This window comes from Streptomyces sp. NBC_00190 (assembly GCF_036203305.1).
Lineage (GTDB): Bacteria > Actinomycetota > Actinomycetes > Streptomycetales > Streptomycetaceae > Streptomyces.
In genome coordinates this window covers 1,869,066-1,890,327 of sequence record NZ_CP108131.1, presented here as the reverse complement: position 1 = coordinate 1,890,327, position 21,262 = coordinate 1,869,066, and the positions used below count along the sequence as shown (strand labels likewise).

Annotated in this window: 20 protein-coding genes; 11 read left to right on the top strand and 9 right to left on the bottom strand. The window is 73.6% G+C overall.

Annotated elements, in window-relative coordinates; genetic code table 11:
- The first annotated feature begins 57 nt into the window (after positions 1–57).
- On the top strand, positions 58–741 hold the full coding sequence (locus OG429_RS09325) for a TetR/AcrR family transcriptional regulator (protein ID WP_328924833.1): 684 nt from the start codon (positions 58–60) through the stop codon (positions 739–741).
- A gap of 37 nt (positions 742–778) precedes the next feature.
- Here the strand turns inward: OG429_RS09325 and OG429_RS09320 are convergent, their stop codons facing one another.
- The 4 genes from OG429_RS09320 to OG429_RS09305 all read right to left on the bottom strand — a co-directional run bounded on the left by OG429_RS09320 (position 779) and on the right by OG429_RS09305 (position 5,195).
- Entirely contained in the window at positions 779–1,741 is a 963-nt protein-coding gene (locus OG429_RS09320; protein WP_328924832.1) for a pseudouridine synthase, read from the bottom strand.
- 19 nt (positions 1,742–1,760) lie between these two features.
- Positions 1,761–3,299 (bottom strand): serine hydrolase, encoded by a 1,539-nt coding sequence (locus OG429_RS09315; protein WP_328924831.1) that lies wholly within the window; start codon positions 3,297–3,299, stop codon positions 1,761–1,763.
- A gap of 101 nt (positions 3,300–3,400) precedes the next feature.
- A complete protein-coding gene (locus OG429_RS09310) occupies positions 3,401–4,240 on the bottom strand; it encodes a siderophore-interacting protein (RefSeq protein WP_328924830.1) in 840 nt (279 codons plus the stop codon).
- A 49-nt stretch (positions 4,241–4,289) separates the two neighbouring features.
- Positions 4,290–5,195 carry a 5'-3' exonuclease gene (locus OG429_RS09305; RefSeq protein ID WP_328930205.1) on the bottom strand — a complete coding sequence of 302 codons (906 nt, stop codon included), beginning with the start codon at positions 5,193–5,195 and terminating at the stop codon, positions 4,290–4,292.
- Between the two features lie 182 nt (positions 5,196–5,377).
- On the opposite strand from OG429_RS09305, the gene OG429_RS09300 reads away from it, so the two are divergent.
- Together OG429_RS09300 and OG429_RS09295 are read left to right on the top strand one after the other, a co-directional pair.
- Positions 5,378–5,980 carry a helix-turn-helix domain-containing protein gene (locus tag OG429_RS09300; RefSeq protein WP_328924829.1) on the top strand — a complete coding sequence of 201 codons (603 nt, stop codon included), beginning with the start codon at positions 5,378–5,380 and terminating at the stop codon, positions 5,978–5,980.
- 5 nt (positions 5,981–5,985) lie between these two features.
- Entirely contained in the window at positions 5,986–6,705 is a 720-nt protein-coding gene (locus OG429_RS09295; RefSeq protein WP_328924828.1) for a helical backbone metal receptor, read from the top strand.
- 27 nt (positions 6,706–6,732) lie between these two features.
- Here the strand turns inward: OG429_RS09295 and OG429_RS09290 are convergent, their stop codons facing one another.
- Entirely contained in the window at positions 6,733–7,851 is a 1,119-nt protein-coding gene (locus tag OG429_RS09290) for a TDT family transporter (RefSeq protein WP_328924827.1), read from the bottom strand.
- A 70-nt stretch (positions 7,852–7,921) separates the two neighbouring features.
- On the opposite strand from OG429_RS09290, the gene OG429_RS09285 reads away from it, so the two are divergent.
- Complete coding sequence (locus OG429_RS09285) at positions 7,922–8,845, top strand: LysR family transcriptional regulator (protein ID WP_328924826.1); 924 nt, start codon at positions 7,922–7,924, stop codon at positions 8,843–8,845.
- A 111-nt stretch (positions 8,846–8,956) separates the two neighbouring features.
- Here OG429_RS09285 and OG429_RS09280 read toward each other — a convergent pair whose 3' ends face one another.
- The 3 genes from OG429_RS09280 to OG429_RS09270 form a co-directional block, all read right to left on the bottom strand.
- The gene (locus OG429_RS09280) at positions 8,957–9,664 is read right to left on the bottom strand and encodes a gamma-glutamyl-gamma-aminobutyrate hydrolase family protein (RefSeq protein ID WP_328924825.1); all 708 of its coding nucleotides are present in this window, start codon (positions 9,662–9,664) and stop codon (positions 8,957–8,959) included.
- Between the two features lie 55 nt (positions 9,665–9,719).
- Positions 9,720–11,198 (bottom strand): ethanolamine permease, encoded by a 1,479-nt coding sequence (gene eat / locus OG429_RS09275; protein WP_328924824.1) that lies wholly within the window; start codon positions 11,196–11,198, stop codon positions 9,720–9,722.
- A gap of 108 nt (positions 11,199–11,306) precedes the next feature.
- Complete coding sequence (locus OG429_RS09270; RefSeq protein WP_328924823.1) at positions 11,307–12,053, bottom strand: FadR/GntR family transcriptional regulator; 747 nt, start codon at positions 12,051–12,053, stop codon at positions 11,307–11,309.
- Positions 12,054–12,130: 77 nt separating this feature from the next.
- On the opposite strand from OG429_RS09270, the gene OG429_RS09265 reads away from it, so the two are divergent.
- From OG429_RS09265 to OG429_RS09250, 4 genes are all read left to right on the top strand, one after another.
- Positions 12,131–13,495, top strand: a complete 1,365-nt coding sequence (locus tag OG429_RS09265; protein ID WP_328924822.1) for a glutamine synthetase family protein — start codon at positions 12,131–12,133, stop codon at positions 13,493–13,495.
- Between the two features lie 29 nt (positions 13,496–13,524).
- Positions 13,525–14,904, top strand: coding sequence for an aldehyde dehydrogenase family protein (locus tag OG429_RS09260; protein WP_328924821.1), 1,380 nt, complete (start codon positions 13,525–13,527; stop codon positions 14,902–14,904).
- 5 nt (positions 14,905–14,909) lie between these two features.
- Entirely contained in the window at positions 14,910–15,704 is a 795-nt protein-coding gene (locus OG429_RS09255; RefSeq protein WP_328924820.1) for a 3-oxoacyl-ACP reductase, read from the top strand.
- Positions 15,705–15,785: 81 nt separating this feature from the next.
- The gene (locus tag OG429_RS09250; protein ID WP_328924819.1) at positions 15,786–17,060 is read left to right on the top strand and encodes a haloacid dehalogenase-like hydrolase; all 1,275 of its coding nucleotides are present in this window, start codon (positions 15,786–15,788) and stop codon (positions 17,058–17,060) included.
- Here OG429_RS09250 and OG429_RS09245 read toward each other — a convergent pair.
- Complete coding sequence (locus OG429_RS09245; RefSeq protein ID WP_328924818.1) at positions 17,057–18,259, bottom strand: amino acid deaminase/aldolase; 1,203 nt, start codon at positions 18,257–18,259, stop codon at positions 17,057–17,059. The genes OG429_RS09250 and OG429_RS09245 overlap by 4 nt on opposite strands.
- A 160-nt stretch (positions 18,260–18,419) precedes the next feature.
- On the opposite strand from OG429_RS09245, the gene OG429_RS09240 reads away from it, so the two are divergent.
- The 3 genes from OG429_RS09240 to OG429_RS09230 are packed head-to-tail and all read left to right on the top strand — an operon-like array spanning position 18,420 to position 21,196.
- Positions 18,420–19,220, top strand: a complete 801-nt coding sequence (locus OG429_RS09240) for a hypothetical protein (RefSeq protein WP_328924817.1) — start codon at positions 18,420–18,422, stop codon at positions 19,218–19,220.
- Complete coding sequence (gene mycP, locus OG429_RS09235; protein WP_328924816.1) at positions 19,217–20,428, top strand: type VII secretion-associated serine protease mycosin; 1,212 nt, start codon at positions 19,217–19,219, stop codon at positions 20,426–20,428. Before OG429_RS09240 ends, mycP begins: the two co-directional genes overlap by 4 nt.
- Before the next feature lie 21 nt (positions 20,429–20,449).
- Positions 20,450–21,196: an SseB family protein gene (locus OG429_RS09230; protein WP_328924815.1), complete on the top strand. Its 747-nt coding sequence runs from the start codon at positions 20,450–20,452 to the stop codon at positions 21,194–21,196.
- The last annotated feature ends 66 nt before the right edge of the window (positions 21,197–21,262 follow it).

Here is a 21,262-nt window from a genome sequence, read left to right as displayed (position 1 = left end):
GCCTGATCTGATCTCTTGCCATGATCGAATTCCCGTGCTGTGTGGGACGATCAAGCCATGAGCGGGGGAGCAGACGAAGGGCCGAGACGCGTCGGTCGGCCACGGGTCGGCCGGCCGCGTGCCGACCGGCTGAGGCCGCTGAGCGGTCGGCCGCCGCGCGAGGAACTCCTCTGCGCGGCGGCCGAATTGTTCACGGTCCAGGGGTACGCGGCCACCACCACGCGGGCGGTGGCCGAGCGGGCCGGAATGCGCCAGGCCACGATGTACCACTACTTCGGCGGCAAGGAGGACCTCCTCGCCGAGCTGCTGGAGTCCACGGTCGGGCCGTCGCTGGCGCAGGCCCGGCGGCTGCTCGCCGATACCGGGCGGTCCGCCGCGCGGCGGCTGTGGGAGCTCTGCCTCTTCGACGTGCTGCGGTTGTGCGGGGCCCCGTACAACCTGGGGGCGCTCTATCTGCTGCCCGAGGTGGGGGGTGCGCGTTTCGCGCAGTTCCGCCGGATGCGCGGTGAACTCAAGGACGCCTACCGGATGTTGCTGGCCGGGATCTGCGTGGGCACCGAACTGGCCCGGGACGGGGCGGCCCTCTCGCTCCGCAACGACCTGGTCTTCGGGCTGATCGAGGGCGTCATGCTGATCCACCGCGCCGATCCGGGCCGGCCGGTGCCGGTCTTCGCGCAGGCCACCGCCGACGCCGCGCTGCGGATCGCGGGCGTCGGCGTCGCACCCCGGGAGAAGGCCTGAGCGGCCTCGGGGACGTGCCCTACTTCCCCGAGGCCGCTTAGCCGCCCGTCCCGGCCTCCCAGCCGTCCCGGTCGTGCCAGGCCTGGAGGGTGCGGGCGCTCTCGAAGCGGTGGGTGGCCCCGGTCACCGGGTCGGTGAACTCCAGTACCCGGGCCAGGAGTTGCAGTGGCCGCCGGTAGTCGTCCGGAGCGGGGTCGGTGACCTGCGGATACACCGGGTCGCCCAGAATGGGCAGGCCCAGGGCGTTCATGTGCACCCGCAGCTGGTGGGTCCGGCCGGTGTGCGGGGTCAGCCGGTAGCGGCCCAGCCCGCCCTGGGCCGCGGTCAGTTCGACGAGGCTCTCCGCGTTGGGCTCCCCGGGGACCTCGGCCGCCGCGATGACGCCGCGGGTCTTCTCGATGCGGCTGCGGACGGTGCGCGGGAACGCGAGCGAGGGGTCGAGCGCCGCGAGGGCCTCGTACTCCTTGTGCACCCGGCGCTGCTGGAAGAGGAGCTGGTACGCCCCGCGGTCCTCGGGCCGGATGCTGAACATCACCAGTCCCGCGGTCAGCCGGTCCAGCCGGTGCGCCGGGCTGAGGGCGGGCAGGTCCAGCTCCTCGCGGAGCCTGGCCAGGGCGGTCTGGGTGACGTGGCTGCCGCGCGGCGTGGTCGCCAGGAAGTGCGGCTTGTCCACGACCAGGAGGTGCGGGTCGCGGTACAGGACGGGGACCGGGAAGGGCACCTGCGGCTCCGCCGCGAGGTCCCGGTGGAACCACAGGTAGGCGCCCGGCTCGTACGGGTCCGACGCGTGCAGGACGCGCCCGCCGGGGCCCAGCACGCGCCCGGCGTGCAGCAGGCGGGCGATGACCTCGGCGCCGGGGCCGCCCGCGTAGTGCCCGGCGAGGTAGCCGCCGAGGTCCGGCCACTTCTCGTCGGGGTCGGGAGGCAGCCGCAGCCGGACCGGGTCGATGCCGGCGCGCTGGGGGAGCGGCGAAGGGGGTGGCTGGGCTCGGCGTCTCATCGGGGGACAGGCTATGCGGCTACTGCCGGGTGAAGGTGCCCAGGTGGTCGGCATCGAGGTACTCGACGCGGACCGTGCCGTCGGCGAAGGCCACCCCGGTGCGGCCGACCGCGTTCTCGCCCGCCGTCTCGAAGCTGAAGGTGTCCCCGTCGTAGTGCGCGAGCGGGAAGCGCAGGGGTTTCGGGCCGAGGGCCAGCGTGAGCGCGCCCTCGTCGTCCGCGGTCACGGTGAGCTTGCCGTAGTAGGGGTTGTCGTAGGTACCGGTGTACGCGGCGCTGTCCTTGGCGGGCCGCGCCGAGGCGGGCGGGTGCGCGTAGTCGGTGGGGGAGCGGCCCGCCGCGTCCGCCTGCGCGTAGAGCGCGCCGGCCAGGCCCAGCCAGTCGGTGGTGACCTTGCCGTGCTCGGCGAAGTCGAAGAAGTCGAGGGCGACGGCGTCGGCCAGGCCGACGGGGGCGCCGTTGGTGAGGACGACGATGCCGAGCCGCTCCAGGGGGAGCATGGTCACGTTGGTGTTGGCGCCGAGCTCGAAGGCTCCGGAGTGGCTCAGGCGCAGCCGGGCGGCGTCGTCGTAGGAGACGTTCCAGCCGAGGCCGTAGAAGCCCGTGCGGCCGGTGGGGGTGGCGGGCGGCTGCGAGACGATCTCGGGGAGGTGCGTGCGGGACAGGGTGTCGGCCGGGACGATCCGCTTCCCGTCGAGGGTGCCGCCGGCGAGCTGGAGGCGCAGCCAGCGGGACATGTCACGGGCGGTGGAGCTGACCCCGCCCGCCGGGGCCTGGGCGTCGGGGTCGCGGACGAAGCGGGGGCTCCAGGTGCCGTCCGCGTTCTTGACGTGCGTGGCGGCGTGGTCGGGGGCGTTCGTGAAGGCGGTGAACTCGGTGCTCGTGTGCGTCATGCCAGCGGGCTTGAAGAGGGTGTCCGCGCTGAGCTTCTGCCAGCTGACGCCCTTGGCGCGGGCGACGGCCTCGGCAGCGGCCGTGAGGCCGAAGTTGGTGTACTCGTAGCTCGCCCGGAAGGGGCCGAGGGGTTCCAGGCGCAGGTGGCCGAGGATGTACGCCTGGTCGTAGCCGAGGTCTTCGAGCAGGTCGCCGGCGTGGTCGGGCAGGCCGCTGCGGTGGGAGAACAGGTCGGCGGTCGTGACGTGGCCGGTGACCCAGGGGTCCTTGAGGGAGAACCCGGGCAGGGCCGTGCGGCGGTCCCACTGGCCGGGGGCGGTGAGGGTGCCGGCCACGACGGTGGAGGAGACGGGTTTGGAGAGGGAGGCGATCTGGAAGACGGTGTCGGGGCCGACCTTCGCCGTTTTGCCGGTCTCGCGGAGCCCGAAGCCCTTCAGGTGGACGACCGCGTCGTCGTGGACGACGGCCACCGAGACGCCGGGGACTCCGGTGCGGCGCATCATGTCCCGGACCGTCCCGTCGAGGCGGGCGACGGCCTTGTCGACCGCCTCGTCGCTGATCGAGGGCTTCGGCTCGGGCGGGGGACTGGGGGCGGCCGCCCCCGCCGGGGCGGCCAGGAGGATCGCGGCCCCGGCCGCCGCCGCGGCTGCGCGGAGCGTAGGCATGCGCTCATTGTCCCGCCGGGAGGGTGGCCGCGCGCGGGGGCCCGTGCGGCCGCCGGCGAGGCCGGATCGGGCCGGTGCGTCCGCCCGGTACGGCCCGGCCCCTACGCGGCGGCGGCGTGGTCCTGTTCGGCCTCGACCGCGGCGTTCCAGTCGCGCTTGATCGCGCGCCAGCCCTCGTCGGTCTCGCCCAGGCGCCAGTAGCCCGAGATCGACAGGCGTTCGCGCGGGATGCCGCGTTCCAGGCGGAGGTGGCGGCGGAGGTCCTTGACGAAGCCCGCCTCGCCGTGGACGAAGGCGTGCACGTCCGTGGACGGGAACTCCAGGGAGGTGACCGCCTCCACCAGGGCCTCGCCGATCGGGCGGTCGCCGCGGTGCAGCCAGACCGGCACGACCCCGTCCGGGGTGGCGACCTTCTGCTGGCCCTGCGGACCCTCGACCTCCACGAAGGCGTGGACCCGCGCACCCACCGGCATCCGCTCCATCGCCGCGGCGATCGCCGGCAGCGCGCTCTCGTCGCCCACCAGCAGGTGCCAGCCGGCCGCCGGGTCCGGGGCGTAGGCGCCGCCCGGGCCGAGGAAGCGTACGAGCTCACCCGGCTGCGCCCGCGCGGCCCAGGGGCCGGCCACACCCTCGTCGCCGTGGACGACGAAGTCGAGGGTCAGCTCCAGGTGCGCCGGGTCCCAGCCCCGTACGGTGTACGCGCGCTGGCGCGGCCACTGTGCCCGGGGGAAGTCGGCGCGGATCCGGTCGAGGTCCCACGGCGCGGGGTAGGTGACGCCCTCCGGGGGGAAGAGGATCTTGATGTAGTGGTCGGTGAACTCACCCGCGCCGAATCCGGCCAGGCCGTCCCCGCCCAGCACGAGGCGCACCATGTGCGGTGTCAGCCGCTCGGTGCGTACGACGACGGCGGTGCCGACGCTGCGGGCGCGTCCTTCTGCCACGGTGTCTCCCCTGACTCCCCAGAAACTTAGCCTTACCTAAGTTAGCACCTCAAGGGCGGAGCGCAGTGCTCAGCCGGGACACTGCCCCGCCCAGACCCCACCGATGGGTTAGCGCGTCGACCAGATCCGGCTGCGCCGGGACCGCGGGAAGGGCCGGATCGAACGGGGGCAGCGGGACGTCGGAGGCCACCTGCACCACCTTCGGGGCCACGGCCAGATAAGGACGGGACTCGTCCAGGCGCTTGCGCTGGGTGGGGGTCAGCTTCGACTTCGGGTCGTCGATCGCCGCGATGATCCCGGCGAGGTTCCCGTAGGCGTCGAGGAGCTTCGCCGCGGTCTTCTCGCCGATGCCGGGGACGCCCGGCAGGCCGTCGCTCGGGTCACCGCGCAGCAGCGCCAGGTCCGCGTAGCCCGGGCCGTCCACCCCGTACTTCTCGCGCAGCCACGCCTCGTCCGTCACCTGGAGCGAGCCCACGCCCTTGAGGGGGTAGAGCACGCGGCGCTGCCTGGCGTCGTCCACCAGCTGGTACAGGTCCCGGTCGCCGGTGACGATGTCCACCGGGCCCGTCGCGCGGGTGGTGAGCGTACCGATCACGTCGTCCGCCTCGTAGCCGGCGACGCCCACGCGGGCGATGCCGAAGGCGTCGAGCGCCGTCTCGATGATCGGCACCTGCGGGGCGAGGGTGTCCGGGGTCTCCTCCACGTCCGGGCCGCTCGCGGTCTCCTGTGCGACCCGGTGGGCCTTGTAGGAGGGGATCAGGTCCACCCGCCAGTGCGGTCGCCAGTCGGCGTCCATGCAGGCCACCAGGTCGTCCGGGCGGTGGTCCTGGACCAGCCGTCCGATGAAGTCGAGCAGTCCGCGCACGGCGTTGACCGGAGTGCCGTCCGGAGCCTTCACGGAGTCCGGCACACCGAAGTAGGCGCGGTAGTAGAGGGAGGCGGTGTCCAGGAGCATCAGGCGTCGTGTCGTCACGCAGACGATGATGCCGCAACGCGCCGACACGTCCGGCGGGGGCCGCGACGGACAGTGAGCGGGCCGGTACGGGAAGAGCCGTGCGGGCGAAACCGGAGGCGGTTGCTGCGTAAGGTGCTTACAGCACACCGATGTGCAACGGACAAGGGGAGGGCAGCCCCGAAATGAACGACAAGGACGACAAGGGCAAGGACAAGGACGGCAAGGAACCGCTCCGAGTGGGCGTGGCCGTGCGCAAGCGGCGTCGCGCGCTCCACCTGACCCTTGCCGCCGTGTCGGCGCGCAGCGGCCTGTCGGTCCCGTTCCTGAGCCAGATAGAGAACGAGCGGGCCCGGCCCAGCATGCGGTCCCTGGAGCGGGTCGCGGACGCGCTGGAGACCACGGCCGTCGAACTGCTGGCCGCCTCCGACACCGCGCGCACGGTGGACCTCGTACGGGCCGGCGACGAATCCGGGCTCACCCCGGTCCCCGGCGTGCGGCCCCTCGTACGCGGGCACCACCAGCTGCACGCGCTGGAGTTCACCGGGGACCAGGACGCCGGGCGGGAGTACCAGCACCGCAACGACGAGCTGATGTACGTGGTCGCCGGAGCCTGCCAGGTGGAGGCGGAGGGACGCGCCTACCGGCTGGAGAGCGGCGACGCCCTGTTCCTGTCGGGCGGCGTGCGCCACCGCTGGCGGGCCGTCACCGAGGACACCCGGCTCCTGGTCGTCGCGGTGGGCGAGCACATCCACGCGACGTCCGAGCCGCCGTCCCCCGGGCATTGAGCGGCGTGCGGCGGGTCGTCTCGCTGGTGCCGTCGCTGACCGAGGCGGTGGCCGAGAGCGCGCCCGGGCTGCTGGCCGGTGTCACGGACTGGTGCACCCACCCGGCAGACCTGGGGGGCGCGGTGCGGATCGGGGGGACGAAGAACCCCGACGTACGCAGGATCGTCGAGCTGCGCCCCGACCTGGTGATCGCCAACGAGGAGGAGAACCGGGCCCCGGACCTGGCGGCCCTGCGGGCGGCCGGGGTGGAGGTGCTGGTCACCGAGATCCGGGACCTGCCCCAGGCGCTGCGTGAGCTGGACCGGGTACTGGTGGGGGCACTGGGGCTGACGAGGCCCGGGTGGCTCTCCGACGCGGAGGACGCGTGGGCGCGGGTGGAGCCGGTCGGCTCGCTCCAGGCCTTCGTACCCGTGTGGCGGCGGCCGTGGATGGTGCTGGGCCGGGACACCTTCGCGGGTGACCTGCTGGCACGCCTCGGCGTACGCAACGTCTACGCCGGGCACGGGGAGCGGTATCCGCGGATCCCGGTGGAGGAGCTCGCCGCGGCCGGCTGCGATCTGGTGGTGCTCCCGGACGAGCCGTACCGCTTCACCGCCGATGACGGCCCGGAGGCGTTCCCGGGGCTGCCCGCCGCGCTGGTCAGCGGCCGTCACCTCACCTGGTACGGGCCTTCGCTGGCCGAGGCCCCGGCCGCCTTGGCCGGGGCCCTGCGCGCGGCGCGCTGACCGGTACGTCCTGCGCCGAGAACCGGCTCAGCCGGCGAGGAGGCGGCCGGCGGCCAGGCCGCGCAGGGTGTGGGCGGCGGCCAGGAGCCAGGCGGTCAGCAGGGCCAGGAAGAGCGCCGAGGCGAGCCAGGCGAAGGCGGTCAGGCCGGTGTGGCGGGCCAGGCCGGCGGCGCCGGTGACACAGGTGCCGACGGGGAAGGTCAGGGCCCACCAGGTCATCGCGAAGCCCATGCCGTTACGGGCGGCCCTGATCAGCATGGCCGTGGCCAGGGCCAGCCACAGCAGGGCGAAGCCCGTCACCGGGACCCCGTAGACGACTGCGAAGGCGCCGAGCGCACCGGCGTAGGGGGCGCCGACCGACCGGGGTGCCATGTCGGCGAGCTGGTTCACGGCGGTGGTGGACTGGCCGAGGGGGCCGAGGACCAGGAAGAGGGTCGGGGTGAGGGCCAGGGGGAGCGGGCCGCCGACGATCAGCCGGCCGAAGACCAGGGGGAGCATCAGCAGGGTGGCGAACAGGCTGATGCCGAACATGGCGTAGCAGGCGAACAGCAGGGCCTCGCGGGGCTGTCCGGCTGGCAGGTGGGGTATCAGCAGCGGGCCGACCGCGGCGGAGACCATGGGGGCGACCAGGGGAAGCAGCAAGACGGGGGTGGCCTGCTTCGCCTCGACCTTGTGGCGGACCACCATCAGGTAGGGCACCGCCACCGCCATGACCAGGCCGATCACGGTGCCGACGGTGAACAGCACGGCGTCCGCGGCGACGGCGGCGCCGGTCCCGATGAGGTCCTTGCCGACGATCAGGGTGCCGCCGCCGACGGCCAGCAGCGCCATCGAGAGACAGCCGTAGAACGGGGCGACGGCGGGGTCGAGGAGGTGGGCGCGGGCCTGGTCGCGGTGGTGGATCCAGTGCCCGGCGCGCGCGGTGAGCAGCACGGCGAGGAGGACGGCGGACAGCGCCCAGACGATCTGGCAGACCACGCGCTGGCCGGGGAGCTGGTACGGGAGGGTCGCGCCGGCGTTGGCGACGATCGCCGTGCCCATGACGGAGGCGTACCAGTTGGGGCCGAGGTGCCGCAGGGCCTTGTGGGCCCGGGGAGCGGTCTCGGGGGTGGAGGTGGTGCGGGGTCGCACGATGGTGGTGGCCATGGGCCCAGCGTGCCGCCGCGGCGCACCGGGCGGCAGAGGGTGTCTTCCTATGAGGCCATAAACTGATGTTATGGGTGATGAGGAGCGGGTGCCGCTGGCACACCGGGTGCCGGACCTGGGCGCGTTGGAACTGCTGCTCGCGGTCGCGCGCGTCGGCAGCCTGAGCGGCGCGGCCCGGCGGCTGGGAATCACCCAGCCCGCGGCGAGCAGCCGGATCCGGGCGATGGAGGCGCGGTTGGGGGTGGCCCTGGTGGACCGCTCGCCGCGGGGTTCGACGCTGACGGCGGAAGGCGCGCTGGTCACCGACTGGGCCCGGCGCGTGGTGGAGGCGGCCGAGGCCTTCGACGCGGGCGCGCAGGCGCTGCGCGGGCGGCGCGACTCGCGGCTGCGGGTGGCCGCCAGCATGACCATCGCGGAGTACCTGATGCCGGGGTGGCTGATCGCGCTGCGCGGGCAGCGGCCGGATACGGCGGTGTCGCTGCAGGCCGGGAACTCGGCGCTGGTCGCGCAGCGGGTCCTCGTGCACGAGGCGGACCTCGGCTTCGTGGAGGGGCTGACGGTTGCGGAGGGGCTCGACTCGGCGGTGATCGCGCAGGACCGCCTCGTGGTGGCGGTCGCGCCGGGCCACCCGTGGGCGCGGCGTTCGCGGGGCGTGGAGGTGGCCGAGCTGGCGTCCGCGCCGCTGATCCTGCGGGAGCGGGGGTCGGGAACGCGGCAGGTGCTGGACGCCGCGCTGGCGGGGAGCGGGGGGCTGGCGGCGCCGCTGCTGGAACTGGCGTCGACCACCGCCGTGAAGGCGGCGGCGCTGAGCGGCGCGGGGCCGTGCGTGCTCTCGGAACTGGCGGTGGTGGACGAGCTGGCGGCGCGCAGGCTGGTGGAGGTGCCGGTTTCGGGCGCCGTCCTCGGGCGGGCCCTGCGGGCGGTCTGGCCGGCGGGCTCCCGGCCGGCGGGCCCGGCCCGTGACCTGCTGTCGCTGACCCGCGGCAAGGCCTAGCCGTATTGCCCCAGGGGCGGGCCGCGCGTCGATCCCGGCGAAGCCGAACGGTGCGGCGCCGCTGCCGGGTGTCCCGGGAGCGGCGCCGCACCGTTCGGCCCTGCGCGGTGCTCAGTGCGCCGGGGCCGCCGCGCGGGCGGTGGCGGCTTCGATCAGGGACGCCAGAACGCGGGTGTCCTTGTCGCGCTCCGGGTGCCACTGGACGCCCAGCACCCACCGCTCCGGGTCCGGGAGTTCGATCGCCTCCACCGTGCCGTCGACCGCGTGCGCCGAGACCACCAGGCCGCTGCCCAGGCGTTCGACGGCCTGGTGGTGGTAGGTCGGGACCTCCGCCTCCTCCGGTACCAGGGCCGCGTACCGGGTGCCCGGGACCGGGCGGACGGAGTGCCAGGAGAAGGTGCCCGGCGTCTCGAAGTGACCGTCGATGTGCTGGACCAGGCTGCCGCCCAGGGCCACGTTCAGCGCCTGCATGCCCCGGCAGATGCCGAGCAGCGGCATGTCCGCCTCCAGCGCGGCCGAGATCAGGGCCAGTTCCCACTCGTCGCGGACCGTCGCGGGGGGACCCGTACGGGAGTCACGGGCGGCGCCGTAGCGGGCCGGGTCCATGTCCGGGCCGCCCGCGACGACCAGGCCGTCCAGCCGGCTCAGCACCTCCGCCGCCGCCCCTGTTGCGTCCGGCGGGAGCAGCACGGCCGCACCGCCCGCCGCCTGGACGAGTTCGTAGTACCCGGTGGGTACGAGCGCCGTATCGAGGTCCCACACGCGGTAGCGGGTGGATTCCTCCACGTAGGTGGTGATGCCGATGAGCGGCCGTGGCACGGTCTTTACCTCCAGGGGCAAGGCAGGGGTCGGGGTCTGAGCCGGTGTCAGGATTTCAGTCGCGGGCCAGCTCGGCCTCGGCTTCCGCCAAGGCCGCGAACTCCTCCTCCGGGGCCGAGGCCACGAGGTGGTGCCGACTGTAGATCGCGAAGTAGGCGAGGGCGACGGCGTACACGGCCAGGGCGATGAATGCCGCGTCCTTGTCCACCAGGAAGGTGGCGACGAGGGCCGACAGGGCGAGTACGAAGGCCACCGAGGAGGTCAGGATTCCGCCGGGGGTGCGGTACGGGCGCTCCAGGCCCGGCTCCCGGCGGCGCAGCACCATGTGCGAGAGGGCCATCAGGGCGTAGGAGATGGTCGCGCCGAACACCGCGATGTTCAGCATCCGCGCGCCGTCGCCCGTGGCGGCGGCGAGCGCGAAGCCGATCGCGCCGGGGATGACCAGGCCCAGGTACGGGGCCTTGCGCTTCGAGGTCAGGGAGAGGAACCGGGGCAGGTAGCCGGCCCGGGAGAGGGCGAAGAGCTGGCGCGAGCCCGCGTAGATGAGCGAGAAGAACGAGGCCACCAGCCCGGCGAGGCCCGCGTAGTTGACGAAGCGGCTGAGCGCGGTCGGGCCGCCGTCCCCCTCCAGCGCCACGACCAGCGGGTTGCCCGCCGACTTGACGGCGTCCGCGCCCTGCGCGCCCGTCGCCGCGAAGAAGGTGATCAGCGCCAGCAGGGCGAGGATGCCCATGGAGATGGACAGGGCCTTCGGCATGGAGCGGACCGGGTCCTTGGCCTCTTCGGCCGCCAGCGGTACGCCTTCCACACCCAGGAAGAACCACATGCCGAAGGGGAACGCGGCCCAGATGCCCAGCACGCCCAGCGGCAGCCAGGAGTTCGAGCCGAAGGCGTTGGCGTCGACCGGGATGTCGTTCAGGCCGTCGGCGCTGAACTCGGTGAAGGCGCCCACCGCGAAGATCAGCAGTGCGGCGACGGCGACGGCGGTCACGACGAGGCTGAAGCGCAGGGCTTCGCCGACGCCCCAGAGGTGGACCCCGATGAAGACGACGAAGCAGCCGAGGTAGACGGGCCAGCTGGAGGTGAGTCCGAAGAGGCCGAGGGACTCGACGTAGTCGCCGATGAAGATGACGATCGCCGCCGGGGCCAGGATGTACTCGATGAGGATCGCGGTACCGGTGAGGAAGCCGCCCCAGGGGCCCAGCGCGCGGCGGGCGAAGCCGTAACCCCCGCCCGCCGTCGGCAGGATGGTGGACAGCTCCGCCAGGGAGAAGACCAGGCACGCGTACATCGCGCCCATGAGGACGGTGGCGATGGCGAGGCCGCCGAAGCCGCCCTTGTCGAGGCCTACGTTCCAGCCGGAGAAGTCCCCGGAGACGACGTACGCGACGCCCAGGCCGGTGAGCAGCAGCCAGCCGGCGCTGCCGCGGCGCAGCGTGCGGCGTTCCAGGTAGTCGGCGGACGTGTCGCCGCCGTCGGGGGACGTGGGGGGTGCGGGCACGGCTGTCAGCCGTGCCTCGATGTCGTCGGCCATCGTGCGCTCCTGCCTCAGGGCAATGGTTGTGGGGCGTACCTTTGCCCGATTGCAGTGGAGTGCGCAAGACCTCTGCGTTAAACGGAGGTTACGAAACCCTCCCGATGTTCAGGCCAGGAAGCCCCGCAGCAGCGCCGCCGTGCCGCAGCAGTGCTCGCGCATCGTCTCGCGCGCCCCGGCCGCGTCCCGCTCCAGCACGGACTCCACCAGTGAGGTGTGCTGCTGCTGCGAGTGCTCCAGGTTGCGCACCAGGAGCGGGATGCAGTCCAGCAGGTCGTTGACCGTGGCCCGGACCGCCGCGTACTGGGCCGTCAGGGTGGCGGAGCCGGCCAGTTCGCAGAGGGTCAGGTGGAAGAGCGTGTCCTGGCGGCGGTAGTCGGCGAGCGGGGCGTCGTGGGTGGCGGTCAGGGCGGCGAGCAGCCGCTCGGTGCCCTCCTCGGTGAGCCCCTGGGAGGCGCACAGGCCGGCCGCCCCCACCTCCAGGACCTCGCGGAACCGCAGGGCGTCCTCGATGTCCACGCCGGCGACCCGTCGGCGCAGCTCCTCCTCGACGATGCCCGCCGGGGTGTCGGGCCGGGGCAGCACGAACGTTCCGCCGTACCGCCCGCGCCGCGCCTCCACCAGCCCCTGGTCCTGCAGTACCTTCAGCACCTCGCGCAGCGTGACCCGGCTGATCCCCATCCGCTCGGCCAACTCGCGCTCGGGCGGAAGCCGTTCGCCGCCCGGCACCAGGCCCAGCCGGACCACCTGGAGGATCTGTTCGAGCGCCTCCTCGAAACCGTTGCCCGCCCGCACCTGCCGCAGTACGGGATTCAGCCGCGCGATCGCGCCGCCCTCGCTCGCCGTGTCGGTCATCTCGGCTCATCCCCTTCCCAAGCAATGGTTCTATTCAATACCTTAGGCCCACTCGGCTCACCGAAGGAGAGATTCCAGTGGTAGACCGCAAGCCCCCGCTCGCGATCGAGGAGCTCCGCTCCCTGGTCGCCAGTGGTGAGATCGACACAGTCGTCCTGGCCTTCCCCGACATGCAGGGACGCCTCCAGGGCAAGCGGTTCGCCGCACAGTTCTTCCTCGACGAGGTCCTCGCGCACGGCACGGAGGGCTGCAACTACCTCCTCGCCGTCGACACCGACATGAACACCGTCGACGGATACGAGATGTCCTCCTGGGACCGGGGCTACGGCGACTTCGCCATGCACCCCGACCCCGCCACCCTGCGCCGCATCCCCTGGAACCCCGGCAGCGCCTTCATCCTCGCCGACCTGGCCTGGAACGACGGGTCGCCGGTCGTCGCGGCGCCCCGGCAGATCCTGCGCCGCCAGCTGGAGCGCCTCGCCGAGCACGGCTACACCGCGATGGTCGGCACCGAGCTGGAGTTCATGGTCTTCCAGGACACCTACGAGCAGGCCTGGAACGCGGGCTACCGCGGCCTGACCCCCGCCAACCAGTACAACATCGACTACTCCGTCCTCGGGACCGGGCGCATCGAACCCCTGCTGCGCCGCATCCGCAACGAGATGCAGGCCGCGGGCTTGATCGTCGAGTCGGCGAAGGGGGAGTGCAACCTCGGCCAGCACGAGATCGCCTTCCGCTACGACGAGGCGCTCACCACCTGCGACCAGCACTCCGTGTACAAGACCGGGGCCAAGGAGATCGCCGCGCAGGAGGGCGTCTCGCTCACCTTCATGGCCAAGTACGACGAACGGGAGGGCAACTCCTGCCATATCCACCTCTCGCTGGGCGACGCCGACGGACGCAACGCGATGGCCGGGGACGGACCAGGCGGAATGTCACCGGTGATGCGACACTTCCTGGCCGGCCAGCTCGCCGCACTGCGCGACTTCTCCCTTCTCTACGCCCCGAACATCAATTCGTACAAGCGTTTCCGGCCGGGATCCTTCGCACCGACCGCCGTCGCCTGGGGCGTGGACAACCGGACCTGCGCCCTGCGGGTCGTCGGCCACGGCCGCTCCATGCGCTTCGAGAACCGCCTCCCCGGCGGTGACGTCAACCCGTACCTCGCCGTCGCCGGCCTGGTCGCGGCCGGGCTCTACGGCATCGAGAACCGCCTGGAACTGCCCGAGGCCTGCGGCGGGAACGCCTACACCGCCGACTACGCGCACGTCCCCGCGACCCTGCGCGAGGCCGCCGAGCTCTGGGAGAACAGCGAGATCGCCAAGGCCGCCTTCGGCCCCGAGGTGGTCGCCCACTACCGGAACATGGCCCGCGTCGAACTCGACGCCTACGACTCCGCCGTAACGGACTGGGAGCTGCGCCGCTCCTTCGAACGCCTGTAACCATCCACCGAAAGTCTGAGAGGCACCACGTGTCCGATGCGCTGGCCCCACTCGATCTGAGAGTGCTGAATCCGGCCACCGAGGAAACCGTCGCCATCGTCCCGGCCGCCACACGGGACGATGTCGACGCCGCCGTCGCCCGAGCCGCCGCGGCCCAGCGCGGCTGGGCGGCGGCCGCACCCGCCGACCGCGCCAGACTGCTGCGCCGCTTCGCCGCGGTCGTCGACGGGCACATCGAGGAACTGGCCCAGCTGGAGGTCCGCGAAGCCGGACACACCGTCGGCAACGCCCGCTGGGAAGCGGGCAACGTCCGCGACCTGCTCGAATTCGCAGCCGGGGGAGTGGAACGGCTCTCCGGCCGCCAGATCCCCGTCGCCGGGGGCATCGACGTCACCTTCCTCGAACCCCTCGGCGTCATCGGCGTGATCGCCCCCTGGAACTTCCCCATGCCGATCGCAGCCTGGGGCCTGGCACCGGCCCTCGCCGCGGGCAACGCCGTCATCCTCAAGCCCGCCGAGACCACACCGCTGACCGCGCTGCGCCTCGCCGAACTCGCCCTCGAAGCCGGGATCCCCGAACACCTCTTCCAGGTGCTCCCCGGCCACGGGGCGGTCGCGGGCGACGCGCTCGTCGAGCACCCCGGCGTCGCGAAGATCGTCTTTACCGGCTCCACCCGCGTCGGCAAGCAGATCATGGCCAAGTGCGCCGACCGGGTGAAGCGCGTCACCCTCGAACTCGGAGGCAAGAGCCCGAACATCGTCTTCGCGGACGCGGACCTCGAAGCCGCCGCGGCCGCCGCCCCCATGGCCTTCCTCGACAACACCGGCCAGGACTGCTGCGCCCGCACCCGGATCCTCGTACAGCGCTCCGCGTACGACCGCTTCCTGGAGCTGGTCGCCCCCGGCATCGAATCGGTGGTGGTCGGCGACCCCTCCGACGAGAAGACCCAGATGGGCCCGCTGATCTCCCGGCCGCAGCTGGAGCGCGTACGGTCCTACGTCACCGACGACCTCACCGCGATCCGCGGCACCGCCCCCGACGGACCCGGCTTCTGGTACCCGCCGACCCTCGTCACGGACGTCGCCCCCACGGCGCCCGTGGCCGCCGAGGAGGTCTTCGGCCCGGTCGCCGTCGTCCTGCCCTTCGAGGACGAGGAGGACGCCGTCCGCCTGGCCAACGCGACCGAGTACGGCCTCTCCGGCTCCCTCTGGACCCGCGACATCGGCCGCGCGCTGCGCGTCTCGCGCGCCGTCGCCGCCGGCAACCTGTCCGTCAACTCCCACAGCAGCGTCCGCTACTGGACCCCCTTCGGCGGCTACAAGCAGTCCGGCCTCGGCCGCGAGCTCGGACCCGACGCCCTCACCGCTTTCACCGAGACCAAGAACGTCTTCATCAGCACGGAGGCCTGAAAACCATGTCCAGTCAGACCACTGAAGAGATCATCTGCCGTCGGCTGGTCGGCCGCACCGCCGTCATCACCGGAGCCGGCAGCGGCATCGGCCTCGCCACCGCCCGCCGCCTGGCCTCCGAGGGCGCCAACATCGTCTGCGGCGACATCGACGAGACGGCCGGCAAGGCCGCGGCGGAGGAGGTCGGCGGCACCTTCGTGAAGGTCGACGTCACCAGCCCCGAGGAGGTCGAGGCCCTGTTCAAGACCGCCTTCGACACCTACGGCTCCGTCGACATCGCCTTCAACAACGCGGGCATCTCGCCCCCGGACGACGACTCCATCCTCACCACCGGTCTGGAGGCCTGGAAGCGCGTCCAGGACGTCAACCTCACCTCCGTCTACCTCTGCTGCAAGGCCGCCCTCCCCTACATGCAGCGCCAGGGCCGCGGCTCGATCATCAACACCGCCTCCTTCGTGGCCATCATGGGCGCCGCCACCTCGCAGATCTCCTACACCGCCTCCAAGGGCGGCGTGCTGGCCATGTCCCGCGAACTCGGCGTCCAGTTCGCCCGCGAGGGCATCCGCGTCAACGCCCTGTGCCCGGGCCCGGTCAACACCCCGCTCCTCCAGGAGCTCTTCGCCAAGGACCCGGAGCGCGCCGCCCGCCGCCTCGTGCACATCCCGCTGGGCCGCTTCGCCGAGCCCACCGAGATCGCCGCCGCCGTCGCCTTCCTCGCCAGCGACGACTCCTCCTTCATCAACGCCACCGACTTCCTCGTCGACGGCGGCATCTCGGGCGCCTACGTCACCCCCCTGTAGGCCCTCCCCGTCCACAGCCCCACCAGCCGGGCGCCGCGAGGCGCCCGGCTGTCCCCTTTCCCATTCACCCCGAGGAGCAGCATGCAGAGAAAGTGGGCGGCCCCCCTCGCCCTCATGGCGGTCACCGGCTCCGGACTCCTCCTGGCACCGCCGGCCCAGGCGGGCCAGACCCCCTGCCCCCGGCCGGCCGTCGGGTCCGGCTGGTACGGGGACAACCAGGCCCGCCTCCAGCAGCTCATCGACCGGTACGGCAGCTGCAACCCGTACCGGCCGAGCCGGACCAAGCCCGTCGCCGTCTTCGACTGGGACAACACCGTCGTCAAGAACGACGTCGGCGACGCCACCATGTTCTGGCTGCTGCGCAACGGCAAGATCCGCCAGCCCGCCCGCGGGGACTGGTCCACCACCAGCCGCCACCTCACACCCGCCGCCGCCACCGCGCTGGCCGACGCCTGCGGCACGCTCGCCCGCCCCGGCGCCCCGCTGCCGACCGGAACACCCGAAGGCACCCGCTGCGCCGACGAGATCAACGCCGTCTACGGCACCGCCGCGACCAAGGCCGGCGCCGCCGCCTTCGGAGGCTGGGACCGCCGTACGACCGAACCCGCCTACGCCTGGCTCCCCCAGCTGATGCAGGGCTGGACCGCCCGCGAGATCCGCGGCTTCGCCGCCGCCGCCCGCACCGAGAACCTCGCCGCGCCCATGGGCACCACGCAGCAGGTCGGCAGCGGCACCGCCACCGGCTGGGTCCGATACTACGACCAGCAGAAGGACCTGATCGCCGCCCTGCGGAAGGCCGGCTTCGACGTCTGGATCAGCTCGGCCTCGCCGCAGCCGGTCGTCGAGGTGTGGGCCGAGGGCGTGGGCATCGACGCGCAGCACGTCATCGGCATCCGCAACACCACCACGCACGGCGGGAAGTTCACCCCCCACCTCCAGGGCTGCGGATCCGTCGGGGACGGCGCCGACACGATGATCACGTACATCGACGGCAAGCGCTGCTGGATCAACAAGGAGATCTTCGGCGTGCGCGGCGCGGCGGCCGAGAAGGTCCAGCCGGCCGCCCGCCGCCAGGTGTTCGCCGCGGGCGACTCCGACACCGACGTCTCGTTCCTGCGCGACGCGACCGCCCTGCGCCTCGTCGTGAACCGCAACAAGAACGAGCTGATGTGCCGGGCGTACGACAACAGCGACGGCCGGTGGATCGTGAACCCGATGTTCATCGAGCCCAAGAAGCAGAAGACCGGACCCTACCCGTGCGCCACGACGGGGTACGTCGACCGCGACGGCACCAAGGGCCCGGTCCTGCGGGGTGACACGAGCGTCATCCCGGACCAGACGGACTCGGTCTACTAGAGGAACGTGCGGCCCTCGCCCCGGTACGTCGGGGCGGTGGCCGTCACCCGGTCGCCCTCCACCAGGTGCAAGGTGTCGAACCGCTCGCACAGTTCGCCCGCCTTCGCATGCCGGAACCACACCCGGTCGCCGATCAGCAGATCGTCGGCCGGGCTGCCGAGCAGCGGGGTCTGCACCTCGCCCGCGCCCTCCTGCGGGTCGTAGCGCAGGCCCTCCGGCAGGTACGGGACCGGCAGCCGGTCCGCGCCGGGCGCACCGGAGGCGGGATACCCGCCGCCCAGCACGGTCACCACACCCACACCGGGCCTGCGCACGACCGGCTGCGCGAAGAGCGCGGCCGGACGCCCGCTGAACGAGGTGTAGTTGTCGAACAGCCGGGGCACGTACAGCCCCGAACCGGCGGCGATCTCCGTCACCGCGTCCTCCGAGGCCGTCTGCTGCACGCTGCCGGTCCCGCCCCCGTTGACGAACTCCAGGCCGGGCACCACCGCGCGCACGGCCCGCACCACCTCGGCCCGACGTGCCGCCAGCTCCCTGCGCGCCGCGCTCTGCATGAACCGGATGGCGCGGGACCGCAGCGGTCGGCCCGCCAACGCGTCCCCGACCCCGGCGACGTGCCCCTCGTACGCCATCAGCCCGACCACCCGGAACCCGCGCCGGGCGGAGACCGCACGGGCCAGCTCGGCCAGCTCACCGGGCTCCCGCAGAGGTGACCTCCGCGCCCCGACCCGCACCCTCCCGCCCAGCAGGTGCAGGGCGGTGTCCAGCTCCAGACAGACCCGGACCTCCTCGGCGCCACCGTCCCGCGACCGCTCGATGAGGTCGAGCTGCGCGAGATCGTCCACCATGACGGTGACCGCGGCGGCCAGCTTGGGATCGGCGGCCAGCTCGGCGAACGCGGCCCGGTCGGCGGACGGATAGGCGAGCAGCACGTCCTCGAACCCGGACCGGGCCAGCCACAGCGACTCGGCGAGCGTGTACGACATGATCCCGGCGAACCCGGGCCGGGCCAGGACCCGTTCGAGGAGCGCACGGCAGCGGACGGACTTGCTGGCGACGCGCACCGGCTTCCCGCCCGCCCTGCGCACGAGGTCGTCGGCATTGGCGTCGAACGCGTCGAGATCCACGATGGCCAGCGGCGCGTCCAGGTGCGCGGTCGCCCGGTCGTACCGGGCGCGATCGGCGGCGGCGGAGTTCATGGCGGGAGCTTGCCAGACGTCTCTACCGATGGGTAGGGCACGGGGGCTCCCCTTGGCCCCGTATCCCGCCGAGCCCCCGCGGGGGACCGCCGGGTCCCTGCCCGGCGACCCCGTAGAGTACGGGCAGGCAGCCGTACGGAACGGGGGGCGGAGCCGCCGGATGACCACGTCGACACCGCGGACCGCGGTCCTGGGCGAGCCCGATCCGCCCCCGACCCCCGCCGAGCCGCCCTCGCCCGCACCGACCCGCCGCCCCGGACGGGTCCTGGCCGCCGCGCTCTGCGCCCTGCTCGGCATCGGCCTCCTCGGCGGCGCCGGAGCCGACACCTGGCTCGAACACCGCGCCGCGCACCGCCCCTTGCCCGCCGGCGCCGCCTACCGCAAGGCCGAGTCCCTGTGGCGGTCCGCTCCCGTGGACGCCCTCTTCCCGCCCGTCCTCTCCGGCCCCACCGCCGGTCCCGGCGGCTCGAACCGCACCTGGACCCGCATCGCGCTCGCCCCGGACGCCGACTGCCCCGCCGCGCTCGCACCCGACTGGCAGCGCCTGCTGGCCGCCACCGGCTGCACCCGCGTACTGCGCGCCACCTACACGGATGCCACCCGCAGCTTCCTCGTCACCGTCGGCGTGGTCTTCACACCCGCCGACGCCCCCGCGATGAAGGCCCTGACCGGCCGGTTCACCGCTCCGCCCGCGTACGGATTCGCCGACACCCAGCGCGCCGCCTGGACCGCGTCCGTACAGGGCCAGGTCCCCGCCGTCGTCTACACGGTCTCCGCCTTCGCCGACGGCCGGCTCCTGGACGCGCCCCGCCCGGCGGAGGACGTGATGAGGAAGGACGCCACGGGAGCCGTCGCCCAGTCAGGCCTCGGCCACGAGGCCAAGGCCGTCGCCGACCGCATCGGAGACGGGCTGGCCCTCCTCGCCGCCCCGCCCGCCACCCCCGCCCCGGAGGCCCGATGACGCCCCGACGGGTCCGGGCCGCCGTCACCCGCGCCGCCGCCACCCTGGCCTTCGCCGCCGTCCTCACGGCGGCCACCGCCTCCCCGGCCGCCGCCGACAACATCCGCGACCGCCAGTGGGGCCTCCTGGCCCTGCGCGCCGAAGAGGCCTGGGGCACCACCCGCGGCGACGGCGTCACCGTCGCCGTCCTCGACACCGGCGTGGACGACTCCCACCCCGACCTCGCAGGCCAGGTCCTCGGCGGCACCGACCTCATCGGCATGGGCGCCGGCCGCGGCGACCGGTCCTGGGCCCGGCACGGCACCGCCATGGCGAGCATCATCGCCGGGCACGGTCACGGCCCCGGTCACGGCCAAGGCGTCCTCGGCATCGCCCCGCAGGCCAAGATCCTGCCGGTCCGGGTGATCCTGGAGGAGGGCGACCCGGGCCGCGCCCAGGCCCGCGACAGCAAGGGCGGCGCCCTCGCCGACGGCATCCGCTGGGCCGCCGACAACGGCGCCGACGTGATCAACCTGTCCCTCGGCGACGACAGCGACTCCGCCCACCACGAGGCGGGGGAGGACGAGGCCGTCCAGTACGCGCTCGCCAAGGGCGTGATCGTCGTCGCCTCCGCGGGCAACGGCGGCGAGAGCGGCGACCGCGTCTCCTACCCGGCCGCCTACCCGGGGGTGATAGCCGTCACGGCCGTCGACCGCCGCGGCAGGAAGGCCAAGTTCTCCACCCGCAACTGGTACGCCACCGTCAGCGCCCCCGGCGTCGACGTCGTCATCGCCGACCCCGACCGCTCGTACTACGAGGGCTGGGGCACCAGCGCCGCGGCCGCCTTCGTCTCCGGCGCCGCGGCCCTCGTCAAGGCCGCCCACCCGGACCTGTCTCCGGCCCAGGTCAAGAAGCTGCTGGAGGACACCGCCTCCGACAGCCCGGCCGGCGGCCGCGACGACGCCCGCGGCCACGGGATGGCGGACCCCGTCGCCGCCCTCCAGATCGCGGAGGCGATGAGGCCGCAGGCGCCGGTCCCCGCGCCCGCCGCGGCCGGGCGCCCGTACTTCGGCCCCGGCCCCGACCCGGCCCGCCCGCGCGAGCGGGACGCCCGGCTGGGCGCCCCCGAGGCCGCGGCCGCCGGGGCGGTGCTGCTCGCGCTGGCCGCCGTACTGGCCAGGCGCCCGCGGCGGGGCACCCGTGGCCGTCCACCGCTCACGGCACAGTAGGGTCGGGTAACTGTGGCGAACATGGCGAACAAGAACATTCCCGACCCGGGCTTCTCCGACGACGACGGCTCGGCCGACCCCCGGCTGAGCGCGGCCCTGGCCGCGTGGGCCGCGGACCGGTCGAACGAACCGCAGGTGCTGGCGGCCCTGAAGGACGCCCGCCTGCTGGTCCCGGTCGTCGCCGTCCTCGGCGAGGTGGAGACGGACCCCGAGACGGGCCTGAAGCGCGAGAAGACCAGCGACATGGCCGTCCCGACGCTGCGGGCGGGCGACCGGCGGGCGCTGCCCGCCTTCACCTCCATCGCCTCGCTCGCGCTCTGGGACCCGGCTGCCCGGCCGGTGGCGGTCCCGCTGCACCAGGCCCTGGCGGCCGCCGCGCACGAGAAGGCCGACACCGTGGTGCTGGACCTGGCCGGCCCGGTCACCTACCAGCTGACCGGCTCCGCGCTGCTCGCGCTGGCCGAGGGCCGCACGGACGCGGACCCGCTCGCCGATCCGGCCGTACGCGAGGCCGTACGGGCCGTCGTGGCGGCGGAGCCGACCGTCCTGCGCGCCTACCTGGGCCCGGGCTCCGCGGACTCCGACGGCACCCTCGCGATCGTGCCGGCCGCGGACGGCCAGGCCGCGGCGGCTTCGGCGGCCCGCCGGGTCGCCGAGGCCCTGGCGGCGGACGCGACGCTGCGGGGCCGGCTGGTGCGCGGGCTGGACCTGGCGCTGCTGCCCGCGGACGCCCCGGCCCCGCCCGGCGAGGCGTTGTTCAGCCGCTGACCACGGCCGGATCCGCGGACGAGGCCCGCACGTGAGAGGGCCGGTGCGCCCCTTCGCGGGGGCGCA